Below are 19,498 nucleotides of genomic sequence, written 5' to 3'. Positions count from 1 at the left end.
GCGAGCCGGTTCGTGCGCCAAGGAGAATCGCCATGCAGAAAACCCAGCGCATCAGCACCGTGCTCGCCGCCGCGCTCGCCGCGGCCATGTTCGGCATCGCGCCGGCCCAGGCCGCGCAGGCTGCGCCGGCCGGCCAGGCGGCAACCGCGCCTGCCGCCGCACCTGCAGCCAAGCTGTCCGACGCCGACCGCGACGCGCTCACCGACCTGGCCATGGCCAACATGTCCGAGATCGCCAACGCGAAGATTGCGCTCGCCAAGAGCGTCAATCCCGAGGTCAAGGGCTACGCCCAGCGCATGCTCGACGACCATACCAGGGCCCAGGCCGAAGTGCAGGCCGTGGCGCAGGCCAAGGGCGTCGAATTGCCTGCCGAGCTGAACGTCAAGTACAAGGCCAAGCTGGCGATGCTCAAGGCCCTGAAAGGCGAGATCTTCAACCGCACCTATATCAAGCAGTCGGGCCGCACCGACCATCTCGATACGCACAAGAAGCTCAAGGACAATCTCGACGACCTGAAGGATCCCGAAGTCAAGGCGCTGGTCACGAAGATCCGGCCGATGGTCGAGCAGCACCTGATCATGGCCGAGGAAATGATCGCCAAGTCGGGCCGCTCCACCATGGGTACCGCCGGCGCGCCGACCAAGTAAGCGCCGCCGATTCTCGCTAACTCTGCGGGCTGCCCTTCCATTTCCCCTCGATGCGCTCGATCACGATCTCGATGCCGACGATCGCCTTGAGCATGCCGTCGATATAGGCCGGCGGCGCATCCGCGATCGACCAGGGCTGCGCCTGGGGCGCCTCGTGGTGGGCGGTCTGTCCGTGCAGGAGCTTGAGTAACCAGGCCGGGTCCTCGACCGCCCGCAGGCGTCCGTGCACATGTACTACCTGGTAATCCCAGGTCGGCACCACGCGGCCACCGGTGGCGGCCTTTTCCTGCTGGTCGGGCGGCACATACGAAGCCGGGCCGCGGAACACTACCAGCACCGCTTGCCCTTCGCGGCGCCAGACCGGGTTGGCGCGGGCGACGTGCGCGCGCAGTACCCCGTGCGGTGCGGCCTCGAATAGCTCGAACGGCAAGTGGTCGGCATCTGGCAGGGCGCCGTCGTGCGTGACCAGCATGCCCAGCGCGTGTTCGGCGACGAGCGCGTGCATCGCTTGCGCGTCCGGCTGGCGGTGGCGGGGCGGCAGGTACATCAGCTGCCCCCCATGACCACGATCGCGGTCTTGAGCGAATTGGCGCACTGCCGGCGCACCTGTGCTTCGAACTGTTTCATTGGTCCCCCATTGTGGTCGAACGGGCATCATAAGTAGCGGCTTGGCTTGCTCAAAGGTCCAATCCGGGCGAAGATGGGCGTACCAATCCCATGCACATCCACGACTTCTTTGCCGCCGTTCCCCTTGACCGCGCCGCGGCCACGCCACTGTTCCGCCAGCTCTACGACTGGCTGAAGGACGCCATCCTGCACGGCAGGCTGGCTCCCGGCGCGCGACTGCCCGCCACGCGCGACCTGGCAGTCATCCTGAAGGTGTCGCGCCAGACCGTGCTGGCCGCCTACGAGCAGCTCACCGCCGAGGGCTACCTGCGCGGCGGGGTCGGGCAGGGCACCTTTGTGGATGCGGCGCTGCCGGTGGCACAGCATGCACCGCTTTCTTCCGCCGGCCTGCTGCGCGCCTTGCCGGAACGCGGCGCCGCGATGGCCGCGGCCATGTCGCGGGTGCGCTACCACGACGGTCCGGTGCGTGCCTTCCGGCCCAGCATGCCGGGGCTGGACCTGTTCCCCTTCGACACCTGGCGCAAGCTGGAGCTGCGCGCGCTGCGCCGTCCCGGTCCGCACCTGGGCTACAGCGAGCCCGCCGGCCACCAGCCCCTGCGTGAGCTGCTGTGCGCCTACCTGCGCGCCTCGCGCGGCGTGGTGTGCACGCCCGAGCAGATCGTCATCACTTCCGGCTCGCAGCAGGCCCTGTACCTGCTGGCCCACCTGCTGCTGGCGCCGGGCGACGGGGTATGGGTCGAGTCGCCCGGCTACCAGGGCGCCTGCGCCCCGATGGCGGTGGCCGGCGCGCGCATCTGCACGGTGCCGGTGGATGCCGAGGGCATGGACGTGGCCTACGGCGCCACTCACTACCCGGATGCCCGCATGGTGTTCGCGACCCCCTCGCACCAGCTGCCGCTGGGCGTCACCATGAGCCTGGGCCGGCGCCTGGCGCTGCTGCGCTGGGCGGTCGCCAACCGCGCCTGGGTCATCGAGGACGATTACGACAGCGAATACCGCTACACCGGCCCGCCGCTGGCCTCGCTGCAAAGCCTGGACAGCGCCGGCTGCGTGATCTACGTCGGCACGCTCTCCAAAGTGCTGTTCCCCGGCCTGCGCCTGGGCTATGTGGTGGCGCCGCCCGCGTTGGCCGAACCGCTGGCGCGCGCCAGGGCCGTGGTCGACCGCCACAGCGCCGTCGTGCCGCAGATGGTGCTGGCGGACTTCATCGGCGAGGGCCATTTTGCGCGCCACATCCGGCGCACGCGCGAAGCCTATGCCGCACGGCGCGAAGCCCTGCTCGGCGCGATCGATGCGCGCCTGGGCGACCGGCTGCGCTGCGGGCCGTCGGACGCGGGACTCGACTTGTGCGTGCATTTCCGTCCCGATGCGGGAGGCAGCTTTCCTGACGAGGCAGGCGTGGCGCAAGCGGCGCTCGGTGCCGGCATTGAACTGCGTCCGCTGGCTTATTACGCCAATCCGCAGGCCGTACCCGCATGCGCGGTCGATCCGGGATTGCTGCTGGGGTTTTCGGCGGTGGGTCCGGCCGACATCCGGCGCGGTGTCGAGGGGCTGGCTGCCGTGCTGGCAACTGCGCGCTGATTTATACTCTCGCGATGACTCCCACCCGCTGCTCCTGGGCCAACATGGCCAACCCGCGCTACCTGGCTTACCACGACCACGAGTGGGGCGTGCCCTGCCACGACGAGAACACCCTGTTCGAAATGCTCAACCTCGAAGGGGCGCAGGCCGGCCTGTCGTGGGAGACCATCCTGAACAAGCGCGACACCTACCGCGCGGCTTTCGACGGCTGGGATGCCGAAAAAATCGCGCGCTACGGCGATGCCAGGACCGCCGAGCTGCTGGCCAATCCCGGCATCGTGCGCAACCGCCTCAAGGTGGCCGCGGCGATCACCAACGCCAAGGCCTACCTCGCCATGCGCGAGCAGGGCTTGACGCTGGACGCCTACCTGTGGGGCTGGGTCGACGGCAAGCCGATCGTCAACGACTGGCCGGACGGTTCGCGTCCAGCCAAGACCGAGCTGTCGGACCGCATCTCGAAAGACCTGGCCAAGCGCGGCTTCAAGTTCGTCGGTTCGACCATCATCTATGCCTACATGCAGGGTATCGGGATGGTGGACGACCATGACCGCGCCTGCTTCCGGCACCACGCGCGCTGACATGGACCTGCGCGCGCACTGGCGTGGCCGCGAACGCTACACGGTGTTCGCCACAAGCTACGACGATGGCGCAGCCGTGCGCGCGCTGCAGGCCGACTGGCGCGCCGACCCGCAGCGGCCTGCGCGGCTGCACATCGTGGCGCTCGCGGCCGATCTGCAGCCGGGCTTCCACCGCATCCCGCAAGACGATCCGCGCTTGAGCTTGACCCTGCTCGCCATGCCGTTCGACGCGGCGCTGGGGCAGCTGGGCGCGCAGCCCGATGCCGTGTTCCTCGATGCCGTCGCAGGCACCGGCTTCGTGCGTCCGCTCGCGCGCATCGTCGCAAGCGACGCGCGCTTGTCCGCTCCCGCGCTGGACGAGGAACAGCGTGCCGCGCTAACGGCGCAGGGCTTTGTGTTCGGCAGCGATACCGAGGCCGTCTTCGCCAGCCGCAAGCCACGCCTGCCGGTGCCACCCCTCCCGGAGCGGCACGCGCTCGTCATCGGGGCAGGGCTGGCCGGCGCCGCGGCGTGCGCCTCCCTGTGCGCGCGCGGCTGGGAAGTCACCCTCATCGAGCGCCATCCCGCGCCCGCCATGGAAGCATCGGGCAACCTGGCCGGCATCTTCATGCCCCTGCTCTCGCGCGACGACAACATCCCGACCCGCCTGACCCGCGCCGCCTACCTGTATGCGCTTCGGGCCTGGCGCCGGTTCGGCGGCATCGGCGGCGCGATCGAAGGCCAGGCCTGCGGCGTGCTGCAACTGGCGCGCGATGCCGATCATGCCGAGGTCTCGCGCGCCATCGCCCGTGAAGGGAATTACCCGCCGGAGTTTGCACGCTGGCTCGAACGCGAAGAGGCCGAAGCGCTGCTCGGCCTTCCCGCCCCCGATGGCGCCTGGCTGTTCGGGCAAGGCGGCTGGGCGCGCCCCGGCAGCGTGTGCGAAGCGATGCTGGCCTCCTGCGGCGCGCGGCTGACGCGGCGCTTTGGTGTGGGCAGCATCGCGCTCGAACATGAAGGCGGCGAATGGCTGGCACGCACCGAAGACGGCACCATCGTCGCGCGTGCGCCGACCGTGGTGCTGGCCAGCGGCGCCGGCGCGCGCCGGCTGGCGCAATCGGCCGGCCTGCCGCTGGCCGCGCTGCGCGGGCAGGTCACCCACTTGCCAAACGGCGCCGCGCCCCGCTTACCGCTGGTGCTGTGCCGCGAAGCCTACCTGACCCCGGCGGCGGGCGGCATCACTTGCGCGGGCGCCACCTACGACCTCGACGACGACCCACACCTGCGCGCATCGAGCCAGCAGGAGAACATCGAGCGCCTGCGCGGCCTGGTGTCCGACCCGCTTGCTGCCGAAGGCGTGCCGCTGGCCGGCCGCGTGGGGTTCCGGTGCGTGGCGCCGGACCGCCTGCCGCTGGTGGGCCGCCTGCCCGATTTCGCCGCCGCCGGCGCCACCGAGCGCCTGCGCGACGTCCCGCGCCATCCCGGCCTGTACTGCCTGCTCGGCTATGCCTCGCGCGGCCTGATCTGGGCGCCGCTGGCGGCCGAACTGCTGGCTGCGCAGATGGAGGGCGAGCCGCTGCCGCTGGAAACGGCGCTGGCCGACGCGCTTGATCCGGCGCGCTTCGTGCTGCGTGCGCGGCGCGCAGGCAAGGCACCGCAGGCTGCCGCGGACTGACTGCAGCCGACAAGGTGTGCGGCTTGAACAGGCGGGCCACGCCGGGATCCTTGTGATTATTGTTGAGTTTTTTTTCAGTCGGCGCATAATCGGCGGCGTACTCAACAGTTATCCACGAGGTCGATCTTGGCTACTGAACGTTCTGCGCTAAGGCCGCATTGCGGCGGCCCGGTATCCAACTTGGCCGGCGTCCTGTTCGCGGCCACCGTGGCTGCATGCGGCGGCGGTGGTGGTTCTCCGGCGCCCGCGCCGCCGGTGGTGGTGACGCCGCCACCGCCGCCGCCAGTTGCGGCGCTGCCGGGCAGCTACGCCGATCCGGTCATTTATTCGGGCGGAGCCTCGGCCGCGCTGGCCGGCGCGACGGAGAACGCCGCCACGGTCCAGACGCGCATCACCCTCGATGGCCGTCCGCTCGACTACACCGCCACCACCGGCCACCTGACGGCCACCGACCTGCAGACCGGACAGCCGGCGGCGTCCTTCTTCTACGTCGCCTATACCGCCGGCGCGCTGCCAGCGGCGCAGCGGCCGCTCACCTTCTTCTACAACGGCGGGCCGGGTTCGGCCTCGATCTGGCTGCACCTGGGCTCGTTCGGACCGCGCCGCATGGCCACCACGTTCCCCTCCACCGCGCCGCCCGCGACGGCGCCGGCGCTGGTCGACAACCAGGAAACGCTGCTGGACCATTCCGACCTGGTATTCGTCGACGCCATCGGCACCGGCTATTCGCAGGCGATCGCGCCGCGCACCAATGCCCAGTTCTGGGGCGTCGACCAGGACGCGGCGGTCTTCCGCGACTTCGTGCGCCGCTATCTCGCCGCCAACAACCGGCAGGCCTCGCCGGTCTACCTGTTCGGCGAATCCTACGGCGGGCCGCGCACGGCCGTGCTGGCCAACCTGTTGGAAAGCGCCGGGGTGCGCGTGGCCGGTGTCATGCTGCAATCGCCCGCCATGAACTACAACTCCAACTGCGGCGTGTTCAATCCCGGCCAGCTCAGCTGCGAAGGCTATCTCCCGAGCTATGCGGCCGTATCGAGCTACTACCAGAACGGCGGCAGCCTGCCGACCGATTTTTCGTCGGTCCTGCAGCGCGTGCGCGAGTTTGCCGCCGGCCCCTACCGCAGCGAGGTCGGTCCCTTCCTCGCCAGCGGCGTGCCGCCCACCGACGCCACCGTGACCCAGCTGGCCGGCTATACCGGATTGCCGGCGCTGACCTGGCGCCAGGATTTTTCGATGGTGCCGGGCGCCTACCGCGCACGTTTGCAGCCGGGACAGGTGATCGGACGCTACGATGCCCGGGTGCGCGCGCCCGTCGGCAGTGCGCTGGCTGCCGGCGGCGACCCATCGCTTACATTGGTCGGCAACGTCTTCAATGCCGGCATCCGCAGCTATCTAGAAACCGAACTGCGCTATACCGCGATCACGCCCTACCTGGGCTCGAACAACGTGCTCGAGCAATGGAACTTCAGCCATGACGGCAAGGCGCTGCCGGACACGATTCCCGACCTGGCCGCCGCCCTGACGCTCAATCCGGCCATGAAGGTGCTCGCCATGGGCGGTTACCATGACCTGGCGACGCCGTTCTATCAAACCGAGCTCGACCTGGCGCGGCTGGGCGCCGGCGCAGGCATCCAGATCCGCAACTACGACAGCGGGCACATGAGTTATCTCGACGACCGCGTGCGCCGCCTCCAGAAAATCGACCTGCGCGCCTTCTACAACAGCCAATCGGTGGCACAATGAAAGCCATGTTCCTGTTCTTAGTCCTTGCGAGCGCGATGGCTCCGGCTGCGGCGCAGCCACAGGCCGGCGTCGACGGCATGGTGCCGCCGGCGCTGCGCAACCGTCAGGCCGACGCGCCGCCGGCAACCGGCGCGGCGCTGCGCGCGCAGGCGCTTGCCAAGCTGCAGAAGCAGTTCCAGGCCGCCGACGTCGACAGCAACGGCAGCCTGACGGTGGCGGAGGCGAAAAACTTCGGTTTCGTCGCCAGGCATTTCGATGAGATTGATACCACCCGCCGCGGTGCTGTCAGCTTCGATGACTTGCGGACCTACCTGGTGCGGATGAATGCGGACCGGCGCTAGATCCTTGGCCGACATGGGGTGCGGTTGCTGCTTGTCTCCTGTCAGGTGGCCAACTGGCCGTGATCGTGCCTGCAAGCGAAAAGCTTGATGCGAAGCGTTGAGGAAGTTGGAACTCGCGTCCTTCGAAGGCGTCGCAGACTGCGCCTGATCCTATAGATGCATTATTGCAATAATGGCATAATCCAATCGGTCCACGTGGCCTTTCGCCAGGGTTTGTACGAACCGTATGTTGTTGAACAGACCCCTCCGTTGTGGTATTACGCGCATTTCCCTTCGATGCAAGGTGCTATCCTCAGGATCGTTTGTGTGGGACTGAACCCAACTGAACGCGTGCAGGAATCGCCGTCGTGATCCGCGCGAAATGCCTTGAAAAGCGGAGTTCTACCAGATTATCTGACTGGCGCATCCATTGAAACTGATTCTCCATCTGTCACAACCTATGAAACTTCCAAAAAAAATCAAGAATTTGAGCGCCGTCGTGCTGCTGGTCCAATTGTTGGGGTGCGCAACTGCCCCTGAAATCGATAACCTGACGACGCCATCGAAATCGAAGAGCTTCGTCTTGTCGGGTGTAACTGCTGTTACCTCAGGCACTCCAGAAGTGCGGGGCGGACTCCGAGGTTCCAAGCGTATTGGCTTGATGCCAGGCGAATACGTCGCAACGCGTGAGAATGCACACGGAACTTTTTTTGAAGGGCCGAATCCTGCAATGTGGGAGGAAATCGATAGCTGGGCCCTGGTTGACAAGCTCTTTGTCCGACGCGGCGGTATCTGGATTCCTCATGCCGCTGGATCATCGCCACGCATTTACAGCTACCCCGGATTGTTTCAGCCTGTACGACCGGGATCCCGTTATCTAGACCAAGTGCCAGCTACAACGGATGGCCTGAATGAGCTGGTAATCCGGCAAGTGGTACAAGCACCAAAGGGCAATCCCGCAGCTGGTGATTTCAAACACGGCGTAGCAAGCGGAATCGGCGCAGGAATCGCCGTCGGGATCGTTGGTGCGATTGCGGCGTCGGCCAACGATACTCCGATGTATATCTCGGAAGGTGTAACAGACCCAGAGTTCTCGGCGAAAATCAAAGCTGCCATGGCGCAGAGCTTAGAAACAGGGCAGGTTTCGGTCAAATGACTCAGGCCTCACATTAGCATCGGAACTGGAACTGGCGGATCATCTGATTGTGTCGTCCACAGCGGGTGGCACATTCAACCGGCCAATAGGAACCTGCCCGACGCGGAAATACGATCTGCAAAAAATATTACAGCCGCTTTGGTCTCACTACCCCGTGCAACCAGCGTGTGGCGAACGAGCCTCATCGGCCAAACGAGAGCGAATTGTCAAATCCATCGCGTTATAATTGATTTACAGTAACTTTTTCGGTCCGCCCCCGCGATGGAAGACACACCACAATCGAACGAGCTGTTCCTGTTCCTGGCGTCCACCGCGCACGACATGAAGAACTCGATCAGCGTCCTGTCCGGCACGCTCGAGCGCCTGCTCGACGACGCCTCGCCCGAGACCGAGAAAGCCTATCCGCAGATGGCGCAGATGCTGTACCAGACGCGTCGCCTGAACGACAACCTGATGCAGCTGCTGGCGCTGTACAAGCATGTCGGCACGCCGGAATATCCGTTCGACGTGCAGCCGATCGAGGCCGGCCAGCTGGTCGAGCAGGTGGTGGCGCTCGAGCGCGTGCTGCTGGAGTCGCGCGGCGTCACGCTCGAACTCGACGTCGAGCCTGACCTGGTCTGGCACCTCGACGAAGACCTGATCGTCGGCGTGGTTTCGCATGCAATCAACAATGCCGTGCACTACACGCGCGACCGCATCCGCCTGTCCGCGCGCGAAGGCGAGGGCTGGCTGGAGATCCGCGTCGAGGACAACGGCGCCGGCTATCCGGCCTCGCTGCTGGAAGCCGGCGGCGCAGCACTGAGCGGCACCGCCAGCGGCGTGAACTTCCTGACCAACAGCGCGGGCCTCGGCCTGCACTTCTCGCGCGAAGTGGCGAAGATGCACCGCCACCGCGAACGCGTGGGCACGGTGCGGCTGGAAAACGGCGGTTCGCTTGGCGGCGGCTGTTTCATCCTGGCGCTGCCATGAATGCGGCCTTGAACACCTTCAGCGCACCGGCGGTCGCCGACCAGGTCGACTGGGCCGGCAAGAACTATCTTGTCGTGGACGATTTCATCGGCGTGCGCCAGCTGCTGCGCGAGGCGCTGCGCAGCCTGGGTGCGCGCAACATCGACCAGGCCTCGAGCGGCGGCGAGGCCATGGGCCTGCTGAACAAGACCCGCTACGACGTGGTGCTGTGCGACTTCAACCTCGGCGAAGGCAAGAACGGCCAGCAGGTGCTGGAAGAGGCGCGCATGCGCAACCTGCTGCTGCCCTCGAGCGTGTTCCTGATGGTCTCGGCGGAGAAAAGCGTCGAGTCGGTGATGGGCGCGGCCGAGCACCAGCCGGACGCCTACCTGGTCAAGCCGATCACCGAGGGCGTGCTGCTCTCGCGCCTGAACCGCGTGTGGCGCAAGAAGCAGGTGTTCAGCCTGATCGACCAGGCCTATGCCGAGAAGGATTACCTGCGCGCTGCGCGACTGTGCGACGAGCAGGTGGCGGGGAACAAGGTGCACGAGATCGACCTGCTGCGCATGAAGGCGCGCCTCATGGAAAAGAGCGGCGAGCCGGGCAAGGCACGCGAGACCTATGAACGCGTGCTGGCCCAGCGCGAATACCAGTGGGCGCGTTCGGGCCTGGCCAAGATCCGCCTGGCCGACGGCGACTACGAGCAGGCGCGCCAGATGTTCCAGACCGTGATCGCCGAGAACCGCTATTACATCGACGCCTACGACCAGCTGGCCCTGAGCTACCAGAACATGGGCCAGCACGAGGAAGCCCTCGGCATCCTGGAGCGCGCCGCCAAACTCTCGCCCAATTCGGTGCCGCGCCAGCGCAACCTGGGCCAGGCTTGCCTCAAGCTGGGCAATGTGGGCCTGGCGGAGAAGGCCTTCCGCAAATGCATCGCGATCGGCGAATACTCGATCCGCAAGACGCCGGACGCCTACCTCGGCCTGGCGCGCGTGTGCGGCCTGAAGAACGACCCGAAGGAAGCGCTGCAGCTCCTGATTGCGGTGCAGCGCGACTTCGGCGCCGAGCATCCGGACATCGAGCTGCGCGCCAAGATCACCGAAGGCCTGGTCTACCACGAGAGCGGCGACTACAGGCGTGCGCGCAAAGCCGGCGACGAACTGGAGGCGCTGCTGCAGGCCAAGCCGGAACGTCCCGACGTCGCCACCTGCCTGGAGATGGCGACGCTGCTGTTCGCGGTCGGCGTCAAGGAAGCACCGGTGGAGCTGCTGTGCTACGTCATCCGCAACAACCACGACAACCAGTTGCTGCAGGACGAGGTGCAGAAGATCTTCGAGAAAGCGCGCATGGGCGAGGAGGGCGAAGCCCTGATCCGCGGCGCGCGCAAGGAAGCGATCGACCTGATGAACCAGGGCGTGCTGCTCTGGAAGACCAACAAGCTGGCCGAGGCCGTGGAATGGATGCGCAATGCGCGCACGGCGCTGCCGCACAATGTGCGCATCCTGTTCAATTCGGCGCAGATCCTCGTGTCGTACATGCAGCAGCGCGGCTACAGCGCCGAACGCCTGGAAGAGGCGCACGGCGTGCTGGGGCACGTCGACCGGCTGCAGCCGGGGCAGCAGCGGTTTGCGCAGTTGATGGAGCAGTTGATGTTGCTGGTGCCGAAGGTGGAGGAGGTTGTGGAGGGTGAGGTGGCGGGGGAGGCGGCTGCGGCTTGAGGTGGTGGCTGCGCATCAGCGGCACGCATCCCCATGCCGCCGCGCCAGCTCCGCGCAAAGCACGCCCACATCGATCCCACCGTCCTCCTTGCGCGCCGCATCCACCGCGCCCGCCAGCGCGCATTCGCCGATGTACAGCCCCAGCGCCCGGTAGCTTTCGAACTGGGTCTCGTCGAACCACTGGTCCGCCGTGCTCTCGTGCGGGTAGGACGAATGCACCTTGCGGTAGTTGAGCAGGTCGGCGTTCTCGCGTCCGACGATGGCCGGCTTCAGGTAGACCAGGGTGCCGTCGACGCCGCCCTGGTCGACCTGGCTGTAACGTACCGTGCCAACCGCGCAGCTGGCGCCGCACAGGCCTTCGCCGCCGCGCTGGGCGAGCTTCGATACATTGAGGTCGATGCGCACGTGCAGGTCGGTCGCGCATTTGCGGATCGCGTTGCTCAGGTCTTCAAAGGACAGCGCGCCGTCGCTGGCCACGTCCACCGCGATGATCAGGCGGCAGCGCCGCCGCACCAGTTCGTAGATGCCGAGGTTGTCGAAATGTCCGCCGTCGGACAGGTAGACATAGCTGGCGTCGGCATTGGTCAGGCCGAACAGCTCGGCCAGGAGGCTGAACAGGCCGACCGGCGGCGAGGACTGCTGCCAGGCGGCCTTGCGCGGATTGGGGCACCAGCGGCCGAGCCGCACGTTAAACATCGTCATCAGGAAGTTCAGCGGCGGCGAGGAGTGCGCGCCCATGTTCGGGCTGGCCGCGGCGCCCGACACCGCCACCGCCATGCCGAGCCGCACGCCGGCGTCGTCGTCGGCCCCGGGGCCCGAGCGCGAGCCATACTGGTCGGTCGGGCGGTAGCAGCCGTGGGTTGCATCGCTGCTGGCTGCCTGCTCGGGCAGCTCGAAGCCGCAGTAGCGCGACGTGAAGGTGAACGAGGCGGCCTTGCGGGTGCGCCATGCGAGTTCCTCGCCGCCGACGAGGTTGAGCGAGGTGTTGATGATGTGGCAGGGGCGCTGGTTCTTCAGGTCTTGCAGCAGCGGGTCGTCGCCGGGATCGAAGCCGGTGAAGGGGTGCGGGTTGCGCGCGCGGCTGCTGGCGCCGAAATAGGCGCGCACCAGCCGGTTCCGGTAAAGCATGTAGAGCGAAAACTTGTTGATGTCCACGCGCCAGCCCAGCAGCAGCGCGAAGAACATGAAGCCGCCGAAGGCCCATGCAAGCCGCGTGCCGCTGGTGGCGAGCGTGGCGCCGGCGTGGGCGCCGTACACGCAGACGAGCGTGATGTCGCCCTGGCAGTCGATGTGCGGCGGGGCCACCACCAGCTGCACCAGGGTGCCCAGCAGCGCGAACACGCCGGCCGTGAACACATAGGGCGCCAGGCGCGCGGCCAGGTCGAGGCGCCAGTCGGCCGTGCGCATGCCGGTCGCGCTGCCGCTGCCGGCCTTCAGGCCGAACCAGGTCACGATCAGCCAGCCGAGCAGGGTGGTGATGTGGCCCCACGGATCATAGGTCAGCCAGGCCCAGTGCAGCAGGGGGGCCAGGAAGAAGGCGATGCCGAACATGGTGACCCAGGCCAGCGCGAAGATCCAGGCCCAGGCGCCCTGGCGGCTCCACCATTCGCGGCTGGCGTCGCTGTACATGCGGCCGATCAGGCCGATCATCAGGGTCATGGTGCTGGCGAACAGCGCCATCATCAGCGGCATGCCGAAGGTGGTGAGCGCGATGGCATTGTTCAGCACCGGGTGCTTGGCCGGCTGCGGCAGCAGTCCCAGTCCGAGCAGCAGCAGGATCGTGCCGATGGTGAGCGCGCCGATGGCGCACACCAGGTGGGCGCCGCCTTCGATCAGTTCGTGGCGCGTGACGTCGGCGGAGGGACGGTTGGGCTGGAACCAGGCCGCCAGGCCCAGTGCCACGGCCAGCAGGAACAGGATGGCGGCCAGAACCAGCAATCCGCTCACCAGGTAGCTGCTGGTATCCGGCGCCATGAATTGCAACAGGAATCTCGGGGCGAAGGTGCAGGCCGCCGCCGAAAGGATCGCCATCACGGTGACCGCGCTGGCGGCGCAGGCGGTGTAGCCGGCGCGCCGGTAGGCGCTGGTGCGGTCGTGCGCGAGATACCAGCCGCAGGCCCACACGAAGAAGTACACGATGCCGGGCGCCAGCAGCCAGTGGGGCCGTTCCTGGAACTGGGCCGGAAGCGCGCCCATTTCCCACACCGGCGCGCCGCCATAGCGCCACAGCCCCACGCTGCCGAGGAAGCCCGCCAGCAGCAGCGGCAGGTTGATCCACCAGAGCACCGCGCCCTGCGACAGCGGGAAGCGGCGCAGGCCGCGCGAGCTCGAGGGCTTGCTGGAGATGCTCAGGGCGATGCCGAATACCGCGCCGAGGAAGAGCAGGGCCCCCACGATCCAGGTGACATCGGCATAGATGGCCCAGGGACCGCCCGGGCTGACGATGCGGTGCACGGCCCACACGGCCGCGCGCGGCAGCAGCAGCAGGGCGCACAGCCAGGCCACCAGCATGGTGAGGTTCAGGCCCGTATTGCGCACATAGGTGCCGATCAGGGTCCAGGTGTCGGCGCTGAACATGCCGCCGCGCGGCGACAGGTAATTGCTGTACTGGCGCAGGAAGCGCAGCGCCGGGGCCTCGGGCGTGCCGGCGGAGGGCGCCAGCATGGCTTCGACGGCGCCCACATTGCCGCCCTGTTCGTGGATGCACTTGGACAGCCAGCCGCCGATGAAGCCGCCGCCGGAGACGGTCGACAGGTAGTCGAGCCGGCGCAGCAGCCCCTTGCGGGCCAGCGCCTGCAGCACGCCCAGCCCGAAAGTGGCGCTGCGCACGCCGCCGCCGGACAGGGCCAGCCCGACCAGGCCGGCCGCATGGGCGCGTACCGGGAGTTCGCCGCCCGGGTTGGCGTCCGCCGCGGGGCCAAACTCGGGGCGCAGCAGGTCGAGTTCATCCTGGAACACGTCGTCGAAGGTCGCGCCGCTGACGTCGTTCAGGCGTTGGAGGGTGAAGTCGTCGAGCAGGCCGAGGCCGGCGATGCCGTGGCGCCGGCGGAACTCGACGATGGGCGCGGCCAGGTCGCCGAGCGTGTAGGCGTGCGCGGGCGGCTGGCAGCCCGCGGCGTCCAGCTTGCGACGCAGGTCGGCAAGCTGGGACGGCGACAGACTGGCAGGATCGATGGCGAGCACGCGCACACTCCGGCTGGACACGGTAGGCGGGACCCATGGCGATGGTCCCGTTTGGTCCAGTTCAGCACGCCGGCAGGGCGCGCGCTACCGTTTGCGTCAAGTGTGTGCGGGTTTGCTGCTCGTCAAGCTTTGTCGGCTTTGCCGCGGGGATTGCGTCCGACCCGGCCGGCGGCCGGATTGCTGCTTGCCGGATCGGGGGCGCCACCGGAGACATCCGGCGGCGAACCGCCTTTGCCGGTCGGCGCGGAAGGCGATCTGGCGGCCGCGCCATCTTGCGTGGCAGGGCCTCCTTCGGGCGGCGCGCCGGATGGCGGGATGGCGCTGGTGACCGCTTGGCGGAACTGGTCTTGCAACAAGTTCCACCAGGCGACGGCTGCCGGCATCGGACTATCGGCGGGGGCGCCGTCGGCGGCCGCGTCTAGCTGGGCGCCGGGCGCCGCGGCAGGGGCGGCCGCCGGCGCCGGCGGGGCCGGGGGCATGGCGGACTGGGCGAAGAACTGGGCAAAGGGCGCGGCCATGGCGGACTTGTCGCCGGCGCCGCCCATGGCCTGGGCCATGCTGTCGCTCATGGCCTTGAGCGTGGCCAGCGTGCCACGCTGCACTTCGAGTGCCTGGATGGTCCCGCGCAGCATGCCGATGTTCAGGTTCAGCCAGGATTCGACGGCTTTCAGGTCGGCGATTTTCTTGTCGAGGTCGTCGGTGGACAGGCTGGACGCGGCGCCCGGCATCGCGACGCCGGGGATATTCATGCTGCCCCAGAGGTTCTTGACGAATTCGAGCGTATCGGTCATTCCGGCAGCGTTCGGCATGGGGGGCTTGGGCATCGGTGTTCTCCGTTGGGTTGACACCCTAGCGTAGCAGATAAATAACACTGTCACAAAGTCGGACCGCAACCGTCGGCTCGGCAGCGGTGCGGCGCTCAGGCTACACTAGCGCCATGAGTTTTGCTTTCCTCCGACAGCGGCGCCGCCCCCTGGTGCTGGGCACCCTGATCGTGCTGCTGCATTGGCTGGTACTGGGCTGGATCGCCGCCGGCACCCAGGGCCTGTCGCTGCCCGGGCGCGATGGCGGCAGCCTGGTGAGCGTGACCCGGCTGCTGCCGCCAAAGGCCGCGCCGCCGCCCGAACCGGTGCCGCCGCCCGCCCCGAAGATGGCCCAGCCGCCCTTGCCCGATTTCGACCCGCTGCCATCGAACATGGTGGTCGCCGATGCGGTGGGCGAGCGCTTGCCCGCCGGCCCGCCGGTGGACGCGCCGCCCGCACCCGGCCCGGCCGTCAACCCGGTGGCGGCAGCCGACCACGCGCCGGCGCCTGCGGCCGGGCCCGCGCCCGAGCCAGAGGCGCCGCCCGCGCAAGACCTGGTGCGCCGCTACAAGGTCGACGTGCCGCCGCCGGCCGACATCACGCTCGACGTGGCGCGCCAGGATGCCGACGGCACCCTGTGGCGCGGCGAGGCCATCCTGTCGTGGAAGCGCGACCAGGCCGGCGCCTACCGGGTGCGCATCGAGGCCGGCATCCGGGTCGTGTTCGCGCGCGTGAACCTGGTGGTGCTGACCAGCGAAGGGCAGGTCGGCAACACCGGACTGGCGCCAAGGACCATGACGGAAAAGCGCCGCGGCCGCGCGCTGACCGCGACCCATTTCGACTGGCCGGCCAACCAGGTGACGTTTTCAGGCTCGCAAGCGCATTACAATCTGCAGCCGGGGGCGCAGGACAAGGCCACGGTGCCGCTGCAGCTGGCGGCGATCGCGCGCGGCGATCCGGCCCAGCTCAGCGGCAATATCGACATGTTTGTCGGCGAAGACCGCGACGGCAGCGTTTATACCTTCAGGGTCGTCGGCCAGGAAGAGATCGACACCCCCCTCGGGCGACTGCAGACCGTGCGCCTGACCCGTCCACCGAAGCCGGGCTCGTACAAGTCGCGCCTGGATATCTGGCTGGCCCCGGCCCATGGCTGGATGCCGGTGCAGATCCGCAGCAGCGAAGCCAATGGCGCAGTGACCACGCAAACGGTGAACAAGATCGCCATGACCCAACCAGGATTTTGATATGTACAGTTCGACACTTCGACCTACCTTCTGCGGCCTGCTGCTGGCGCTGAGCCTGGGCAGCGCTGCCGCGCAGGATGCGCCGGCCGCCATCAAGCGTCCGTTCACGCTGCCGCCGTCGGCCGACCTGAATTACGAGCTGCAGGCGCGCCACCGCGGCTTCAGCCTGAAGGGCGAGGCCGTGGTCACCTGGCGCGCGGGCGACGGCAAGTACGCCGTCAGCGCCGAGTCACGCGTGCCGGTGCTGGGCACCATCACCGAAGACCGCAGCAGCGGCGCGGTGGATGCCTTCGGCCTGGCGCCAGGCGAATTCCACGAAAAACGCCTGCGCAAGGACCCGACCACGACCACCTTCGACCGCGAGGCGAGTCTGCTTCGTTTCAGCGAAAGCAAGAAGGTCTACGCACTCAAGGGCGGGGAGCAGGACCGCGTCTCGATCACCTGGCAGCTGGCCGCCGTGGCGCGCGCCGCGGGCGAGCGTTTCAAGCCCGGCTCGGAATGGCCTTTCTTCGTGGCCGGCCGGCGCGATGCGGAGACCTGGGTGTTCAAGGTCGTGCGCCGCGAAACGCTGCGCACCGGCCTGGGCCAGATCGAGACGGTGCTGGTGGCGCGCCAGCCGCTGGCCGACAAGAAGGACCAGGTGCTGGAAGTCTGGCTGGCGCCGAAGCGCGAGTGGTATCCGGTCAAGCTGCGCTACCAGGATGGGGAGAAGGAGCAGATCGAGCAGACGCTGCAGACGGTGACGAAGCGTTGAGTGGGCCCCGTGAGCCGCCCACCCAACGGTTCTCGATCACGCTGCCTTTGCGTACCGCAAATCAAACCGATCCAGCTCCATCACCTTGGTCCAGGCCTTCACGAAGTCCTGCACGAAATGCGCCTCGCCGTCCGCGGCGGCATAGACCTCGCTCAGTGCCCGCAGCTGCGCATTGCTGCCGAAGATCAGGTCCGCCAGCGTGGCGGTCCAGCGGCGCTCGCCGGTCTTGCGGTCCAGGCCTTCGAACAGGTGCTGGCTGCCGTCCACGCGCTTCCAGGAAGTACGCATGTCGAGCAGGTTCTTGAAGAAGTCCGGCGTGAGCGTGCCGGGGCGGGTGGTGAACACGCCGTGCGGGGTGTTGCCGCTGGTGGCGCCGAGGGCGCGCATGCCACCGAGCAGGACCGTCATCTGGGGCGCGGTCAGCATCAGCAAATTGGCCTTGTCGAGCATGGCGTTGGCCACGTTGCCCGCGGCGCCCGCGTGGATGTAGTTGCGGAAGCCATCGACCGCGGGCTCGAGCACCTCGAAGGAATTGACGTCGGTCTGCTCCAGCGTGGCGTCCATGCGGCCGGGACGGAAGGGTGCCTTGACGTCGTGGCCGGCCTGCTTCGCCGCAGCCTCCACCGCGGCGCTGCCGCCCAGCACGATCAGGTCGGCCAGCGACACGCGCTTGCCTCCAGGCGCCGCGCCATTGAATTCCTGCTGGATGGCTTCCAGCTGTTGCAGTACCTGCGCCAGCTCGGCCGGGTCGTTCGCTTCCCAGTCCTTTTGCGGCGACAGGCGGATCCGGGCGCCGTTGGCGCCGCCGCGCATGTCGCTGCCGCGGAAGGTGGAGGCCGAGGCCCATGCCGCCTTCACCAGTTGCGGGATGCTCAGGCCTGACGCCAGCACCCTGGCCTTGAGCGCCGCGATGTCGGCCTCGTCCACCAGTGGATGGTCTGCGGCGGAAATCGGGTCTTGCCAGATCAGGTCTTCCTGCGGCACCAGCGGGCCGAGGTAGCGCAGCTTCGGCCCCATGTCGCGGTGGGTCAGCTTGAACCAGGCGCGCGCAAAGGCGTCCGCGAATTCTTGCGGATTGGCCAGGAAGTGGCGCGCGATCTTTTCGTAGGCCGGGTCGAAGCGCAGGGCCAGGTCGGCCGTGGTCATCATCGGCTGGTGCAGCTTGCCGGGGATATGGGCATCGGGCACATTGCGGCCCGCATCGCCGACCGGCTTCCATTGGTGCGCGCCGGCCGGGCTCCTGGTCAGCTCCCACTCGAAACCGAACAGCGTCTCCAGGTAGCTCATGTCCCATGTGGTCGGCGTCGCGGTCCAGGCGCCTTCCAGGCCGCTGGTGATGGTGTGGGCGCCGATGCCGCTCTCGTAGGCATTTTTCCAGCCCAGGCCCAGCTCTTCGATATTGGCGCCTTCCGGGTCGGCGCTCAGGTGGTGGGCGGGACCGGCGCCATGGCATTTGCCGAAGGTGTGGCCGCCGGCCACCAGCGCCACGGTCTCGACGTCGTCCATGGCCATGCGCCCGAAGGTGTCGCGGATGTCGCGCGCCGAACCCACCGGGTCGGGCGTGCCGTTCGGGCCTTCGGGGTTCACGTAGATCAGGCCCATCTGCACTGCGGCGAGCGGCTTGGCCAGCTCGCGCTCGCCGCTGTAGCGTTCATCGCCCAGCCAGGTGGATTCCGGACCCCAGTCGATCGGCAGCGGTTCCCAGATGTCTTCGCGTCCGCCGCCAAAGCCGAAGGTCTTGAAGCCCATGGACTCGAGCGACACATTGCCTGCCAGAATCATGAGGTCGGCCCAGGACAATTGCTTGCCGTACTTCTGCTTGATGGGCCAGAGCAGCCTGCGTGCCTTGTCGAGGTTGCCGTTGTCGGGCCAGCTGTTGAGCGGAGCGAAGCGCTGCTCGCCCGAGCGCGCGCCGCCGCGGCCGTCGAAGATGCGGTAGGTGCCGGCCGAGTGCCAGGCCATGCGGATGAAGAAGGGGCCGTAGTGGCCGTAGTCGGCCGGCCACCAGTCTTGCGAGTCGGTCATCAAGGCATGCAGGTCGGCAATGACGGCGTCCAGGTCGAGTTTCTGGAATTCTTTGCGGTAGTTGAAATCCTCCAGCATCGGGTCGCCCAGGTTGGCGTGCTGGTGCAACACACCCAGGTTCAGCTGGTCGGGCCACCAGTGCGCGTTGGTCCGGGTCTGCCGGGACGTCTTGCCGTGCCCCATGGGGCAGGTCATTTCCTGCTCGGCGGTTTTCATGTCCATCTTGTCGTTCATGCTGCGCTCCTTGGTTAAGCGGGGCGCCCAGGCCTTGCCTGAGCTGTTCACATCAGCATAAGTCGATAGCTTCAATATATCCAATTGAGTTTCTTGATAGGAATCATAGGGAAAACCGCAACTTTCCCATTATTGCATCTTTACCAAGTAAATCAGCACCGATGAGTGTGTCTTTCCCGCAATTCCTGACCTCCGGAGAGGCCGCTGGAATGCTGATTGCCCATCCTAAACTGTTATACTGGCGCCCCCGCGGACCGGCTGGGCCTGGCAAGACAGGCGC

General features: G+C 67.4%; 15 protein-coding genes. 11 read left to right on the top strand and 4 right to left on the bottom strand.

Annotated features, from left to right (window positions below):
• Nucleotides 1–32: 32 nt before the first annotated feature.
• Nucleotides 33–647: a DUF4142 domain-containing protein gene (locus tag AC56LR_RS12780; RefSeq protein WP_497130830.1), complete on the top strand. Its 615-nt coding sequence runs from the start codon at nucleotides 33–35 to the stop codon at nucleotides 645–647.
• A 16-nt stretch (nucleotides 648–663) separates the two neighbouring features.
• Here AC56LR_RS12780 and AC56LR_RS12775 read toward each other — a convergent pair whose 3' ends face one another.
• A complete protein-coding gene (locus AC56LR_RS12775) occupies nucleotides 664–1,194 on the bottom strand; it encodes an FMN-binding negative transcriptional regulator (RefSeq protein WP_497130829.1) in 531 nt (176 codons plus the stop codon).
• A gap of 170 nt (nucleotides 1,195–1,364) precedes the next feature.
• Between AC56LR_RS12775 and pdxR the strand changes: the two genes are divergently transcribed.
• The 8 genes from pdxR to AC56LR_RS12735 all read left to right on the top strand — a co-directional run bounded on the left by pdxR (nucleotide 1,365) and on the right by AC56LR_RS12735 (nucleotide 10,975).
• Nucleotides 1,365–2,855 (top strand): MocR-like pyridoxine biosynthesis transcription factor PdxR, encoded by a 1,491-nt coding sequence (pdxR, locus tag AC56LR_RS12770; protein ID WP_497130828.1) that lies wholly within the window; start codon nucleotides 1,365–1,367, stop codon nucleotides 2,853–2,855.
• Between the two features lie 14 nt (nucleotides 2,856–2,869).
• Nucleotides 2,870–3,433 carry a DNA-3-methyladenine glycosylase I gene (locus tag AC56LR_RS12765; RefSeq protein ID WP_497130826.1) on the top strand — a complete coding sequence of 188 codons (564 nt, stop codon included), beginning with the start codon at nucleotides 2,870–2,872 and terminating at the stop codon, nucleotides 3,431–3,433.
• Nucleotides 3,399–5,087, top strand: a complete 1,689-nt coding sequence (gene mnmC1, locus AC56LR_RS12760; RefSeq protein ID WP_497130824.1) for an FAD-dependent 5-carboxymethylaminomethyl-2-thiouridine(34) oxidoreductase MnmC1 — start codon at nucleotides 3,399–3,401, stop codon at nucleotides 5,085–5,087. The genes AC56LR_RS12765 and mnmC1 overlap by 35 nt, the downstream gene beginning before the upstream one ends.
• A 180-nt stretch (nucleotides 5,088–5,267) precedes the next feature.
• The gene (locus AC56LR_RS12755; RefSeq protein ID WP_497130822.1) at nucleotides 5,268–6,830 is read left to right on the top strand and encodes a S10 family peptidase; all 1,563 of its coding nucleotides are present in this window, start codon (nucleotides 5,268–5,270) and stop codon (nucleotides 6,828–6,830) included.
• Nucleotides 6,827–7,171 carry an EF-hand domain-containing protein gene (locus AC56LR_RS12750; RefSeq protein WP_497130820.1) on the top strand — a complete coding sequence of 115 codons (345 nt, stop codon included), beginning with the start codon at nucleotides 6,827–6,829 and terminating at the stop codon, nucleotides 7,169–7,171. The genes AC56LR_RS12755 and AC56LR_RS12750 overlap by 4 nt, the downstream gene beginning before the upstream one ends.
• Nucleotides 7,172–7,580: 409 nt before the next feature.
• Entirely contained in the window at nucleotides 7,581–8,306 is a 726-nt protein-coding gene (locus tag AC56LR_RS12745; RefSeq protein ID WP_497130818.1) for a hypothetical protein, read from the top strand.
• Nucleotides 8,307–8,567: 261 nt separating this feature from the next.
• A complete protein-coding gene (locus tag AC56LR_RS12740) occupies nucleotides 8,568–9,275 on the top strand; it encodes a sensor histidine kinase (RefSeq protein WP_497130816.1) in 708 nt (235 codons plus the stop codon).
• The gene (locus AC56LR_RS12735) at nucleotides 9,272–10,975 is read left to right on the top strand and encodes a tetratricopeptide repeat protein (RefSeq protein ID WP_497130814.1); all 1,704 of its coding nucleotides are present in this window, start codon (nucleotides 9,272–9,274) and stop codon (nucleotides 10,973–10,975) included. The genes AC56LR_RS12740 and AC56LR_RS12735 overlap by 4 nt, the downstream gene beginning before the upstream one ends.
• 15 nt (nucleotides 10,976–10,990) lie before the next feature.
• Here the strand turns inward: AC56LR_RS12735 and AC56LR_RS12730 are convergent, their stop codons facing one another.
• Together AC56LR_RS12730 and AC56LR_RS12725 are read right to left on the bottom strand one after the other, a co-directional pair.
• Nucleotides 10,991–14,158, bottom strand: coding sequence for a patatin-like phospholipase family protein (locus AC56LR_RS12730; RefSeq protein ID WP_497130812.1), 3,168 nt, complete (start codon nucleotides 14,156–14,158; stop codon nucleotides 10,991–10,993).
• Nucleotides 14,159–14,280: 122 nt separating this feature from the next.
• A complete protein-coding gene (locus AC56LR_RS12725; protein ID WP_497130810.1) occupies nucleotides 14,281–14,982 on the bottom strand; it encodes a PhaM family polyhydroxyalkanoate granule multifunctional regulatory protein in 702 nt (233 codons plus the stop codon).
• 113 nt (nucleotides 14,983–15,095) lie between these two features.
• Between AC56LR_RS12725 and AC56LR_RS12720 the strand changes: the two genes are divergently transcribed.
• Both AC56LR_RS12720 and AC56LR_RS12715 read left to right on the top strand, forming a co-directional pair.
• Nucleotides 15,096–16,205, top strand: coding sequence for a DUF3108 domain-containing protein (locus tag AC56LR_RS12720; protein WP_497130808.1), 1,110 nt, complete (start codon nucleotides 15,096–15,098; stop codon nucleotides 16,203–16,205).
• Nucleotide 16,206: 1 nt separating this feature from the next.
• Complete coding sequence (locus AC56LR_RS12715) at nucleotides 16,207–16,959, top strand: DUF3108 domain-containing protein (RefSeq protein ID WP_497130806.1); 753 nt, start codon at nucleotides 16,207–16,209, stop codon at nucleotides 16,957–16,959.
• Between the two features lie 36 nt (nucleotides 16,960–16,995).
• Here AC56LR_RS12715 and katG read toward each other — a convergent pair whose 3' ends face one another.
• Nucleotides 16,996–19,218 (bottom strand): catalase/peroxidase HPI, encoded by a 2,223-nt coding sequence (gene katG / locus AC56LR_RS12710; protein ID WP_497130804.1) that lies wholly within the window; start codon nucleotides 19,216–19,218, stop codon nucleotides 16,996–16,998.
• Between the last annotated feature and the right edge of the window lie 280 nt (nucleotides 19,219–19,498).

It is taken from the genome of Telluria sp. ZT3P39, assembly GCF_059685935.1.
This window is presented reverse-complemented; position numbering and strand designations above follow the sequence as displayed.

Bases quoted from the DNA above. Each gene is read 5' to 3' on its own strand.
- mnmC1 (WP_497130824.1), top strand. From the start codon at position 3,399: ATGACCGCGCCTGCTTCCGGCACCACGCGCGCTGACATGGACCTGCGC.
- AC56LR_RS12720 (WP_497130808.1), top strand. From the start codon at position 15,096: ATGAGTTTTGCTTTCCTCCGACAGCGGCGCCGCCCCCTGGTGCTGGGC.
- pdxR (WP_497130828.1), top strand. From the start codon at position 1,365: ATGCACATCCACGACTTCTTTGCCGCCGTTCCCCTTGACCGCGCCGCG.
- AC56LR_RS12775 (WP_497130829.1), bottom strand. From the start codon at position 1,194: ATGTACCTGCCGCCCCGCCACCGCCAGCCGGACGCGCAAGCGATGCAC.
- AC56LR_RS12735 (WP_497130814.1), top strand. From the start codon at position 9,272: ATGAATGCGGCCTTGAACACCTTCAGCGCACCGGCGGTCGCCGACCAG.
- AC56LR_RS12715 (WP_497130806.1), top strand. From the start codon at position 16,207: ATGTACAGTTCGACACTTCGACCTACCTTCTGCGGCCTGCTGCTGGCG.
- AC56LR_RS12740 (WP_497130816.1), top strand. From the start codon at position 8,568: ATGGAAGACACACCACAATCGAACGAGCTGTTCCTGTTCCTGGCGTCC.
- AC56LR_RS12725 (WP_497130810.1), bottom strand. From the start codon at position 14,982: ATGCCCAAGCCCCCCATGCCGAACGCTGCCGGAATGACCGATACGCTC.
- AC56LR_RS12765 (WP_497130826.1), top strand. From the start codon at position 2,870: ATGACTCCCACCCGCTGCTCCTGGGCCAACATGGCCAACCCGCGCTAC.
- AC56LR_RS12750 (WP_497130820.1), top strand. From the start codon at position 6,827: ATGAAAGCCATGTTCCTGTTCTTAGTCCTTGCGAGCGCGATGGCTCCG.
- katG (WP_497130804.1), bottom strand. From the start codon at position 19,218: ATGAACGACAAGATGGACATGAAAACCGCCGAGCAGGAAATGACCTGC.
- AC56LR_RS12780 (WP_497130830.1), top strand. From the start codon at position 33: ATGCAGAAAACCCAGCGCATCAGCACCGTGCTCGCCGCCGCGCTCGCC.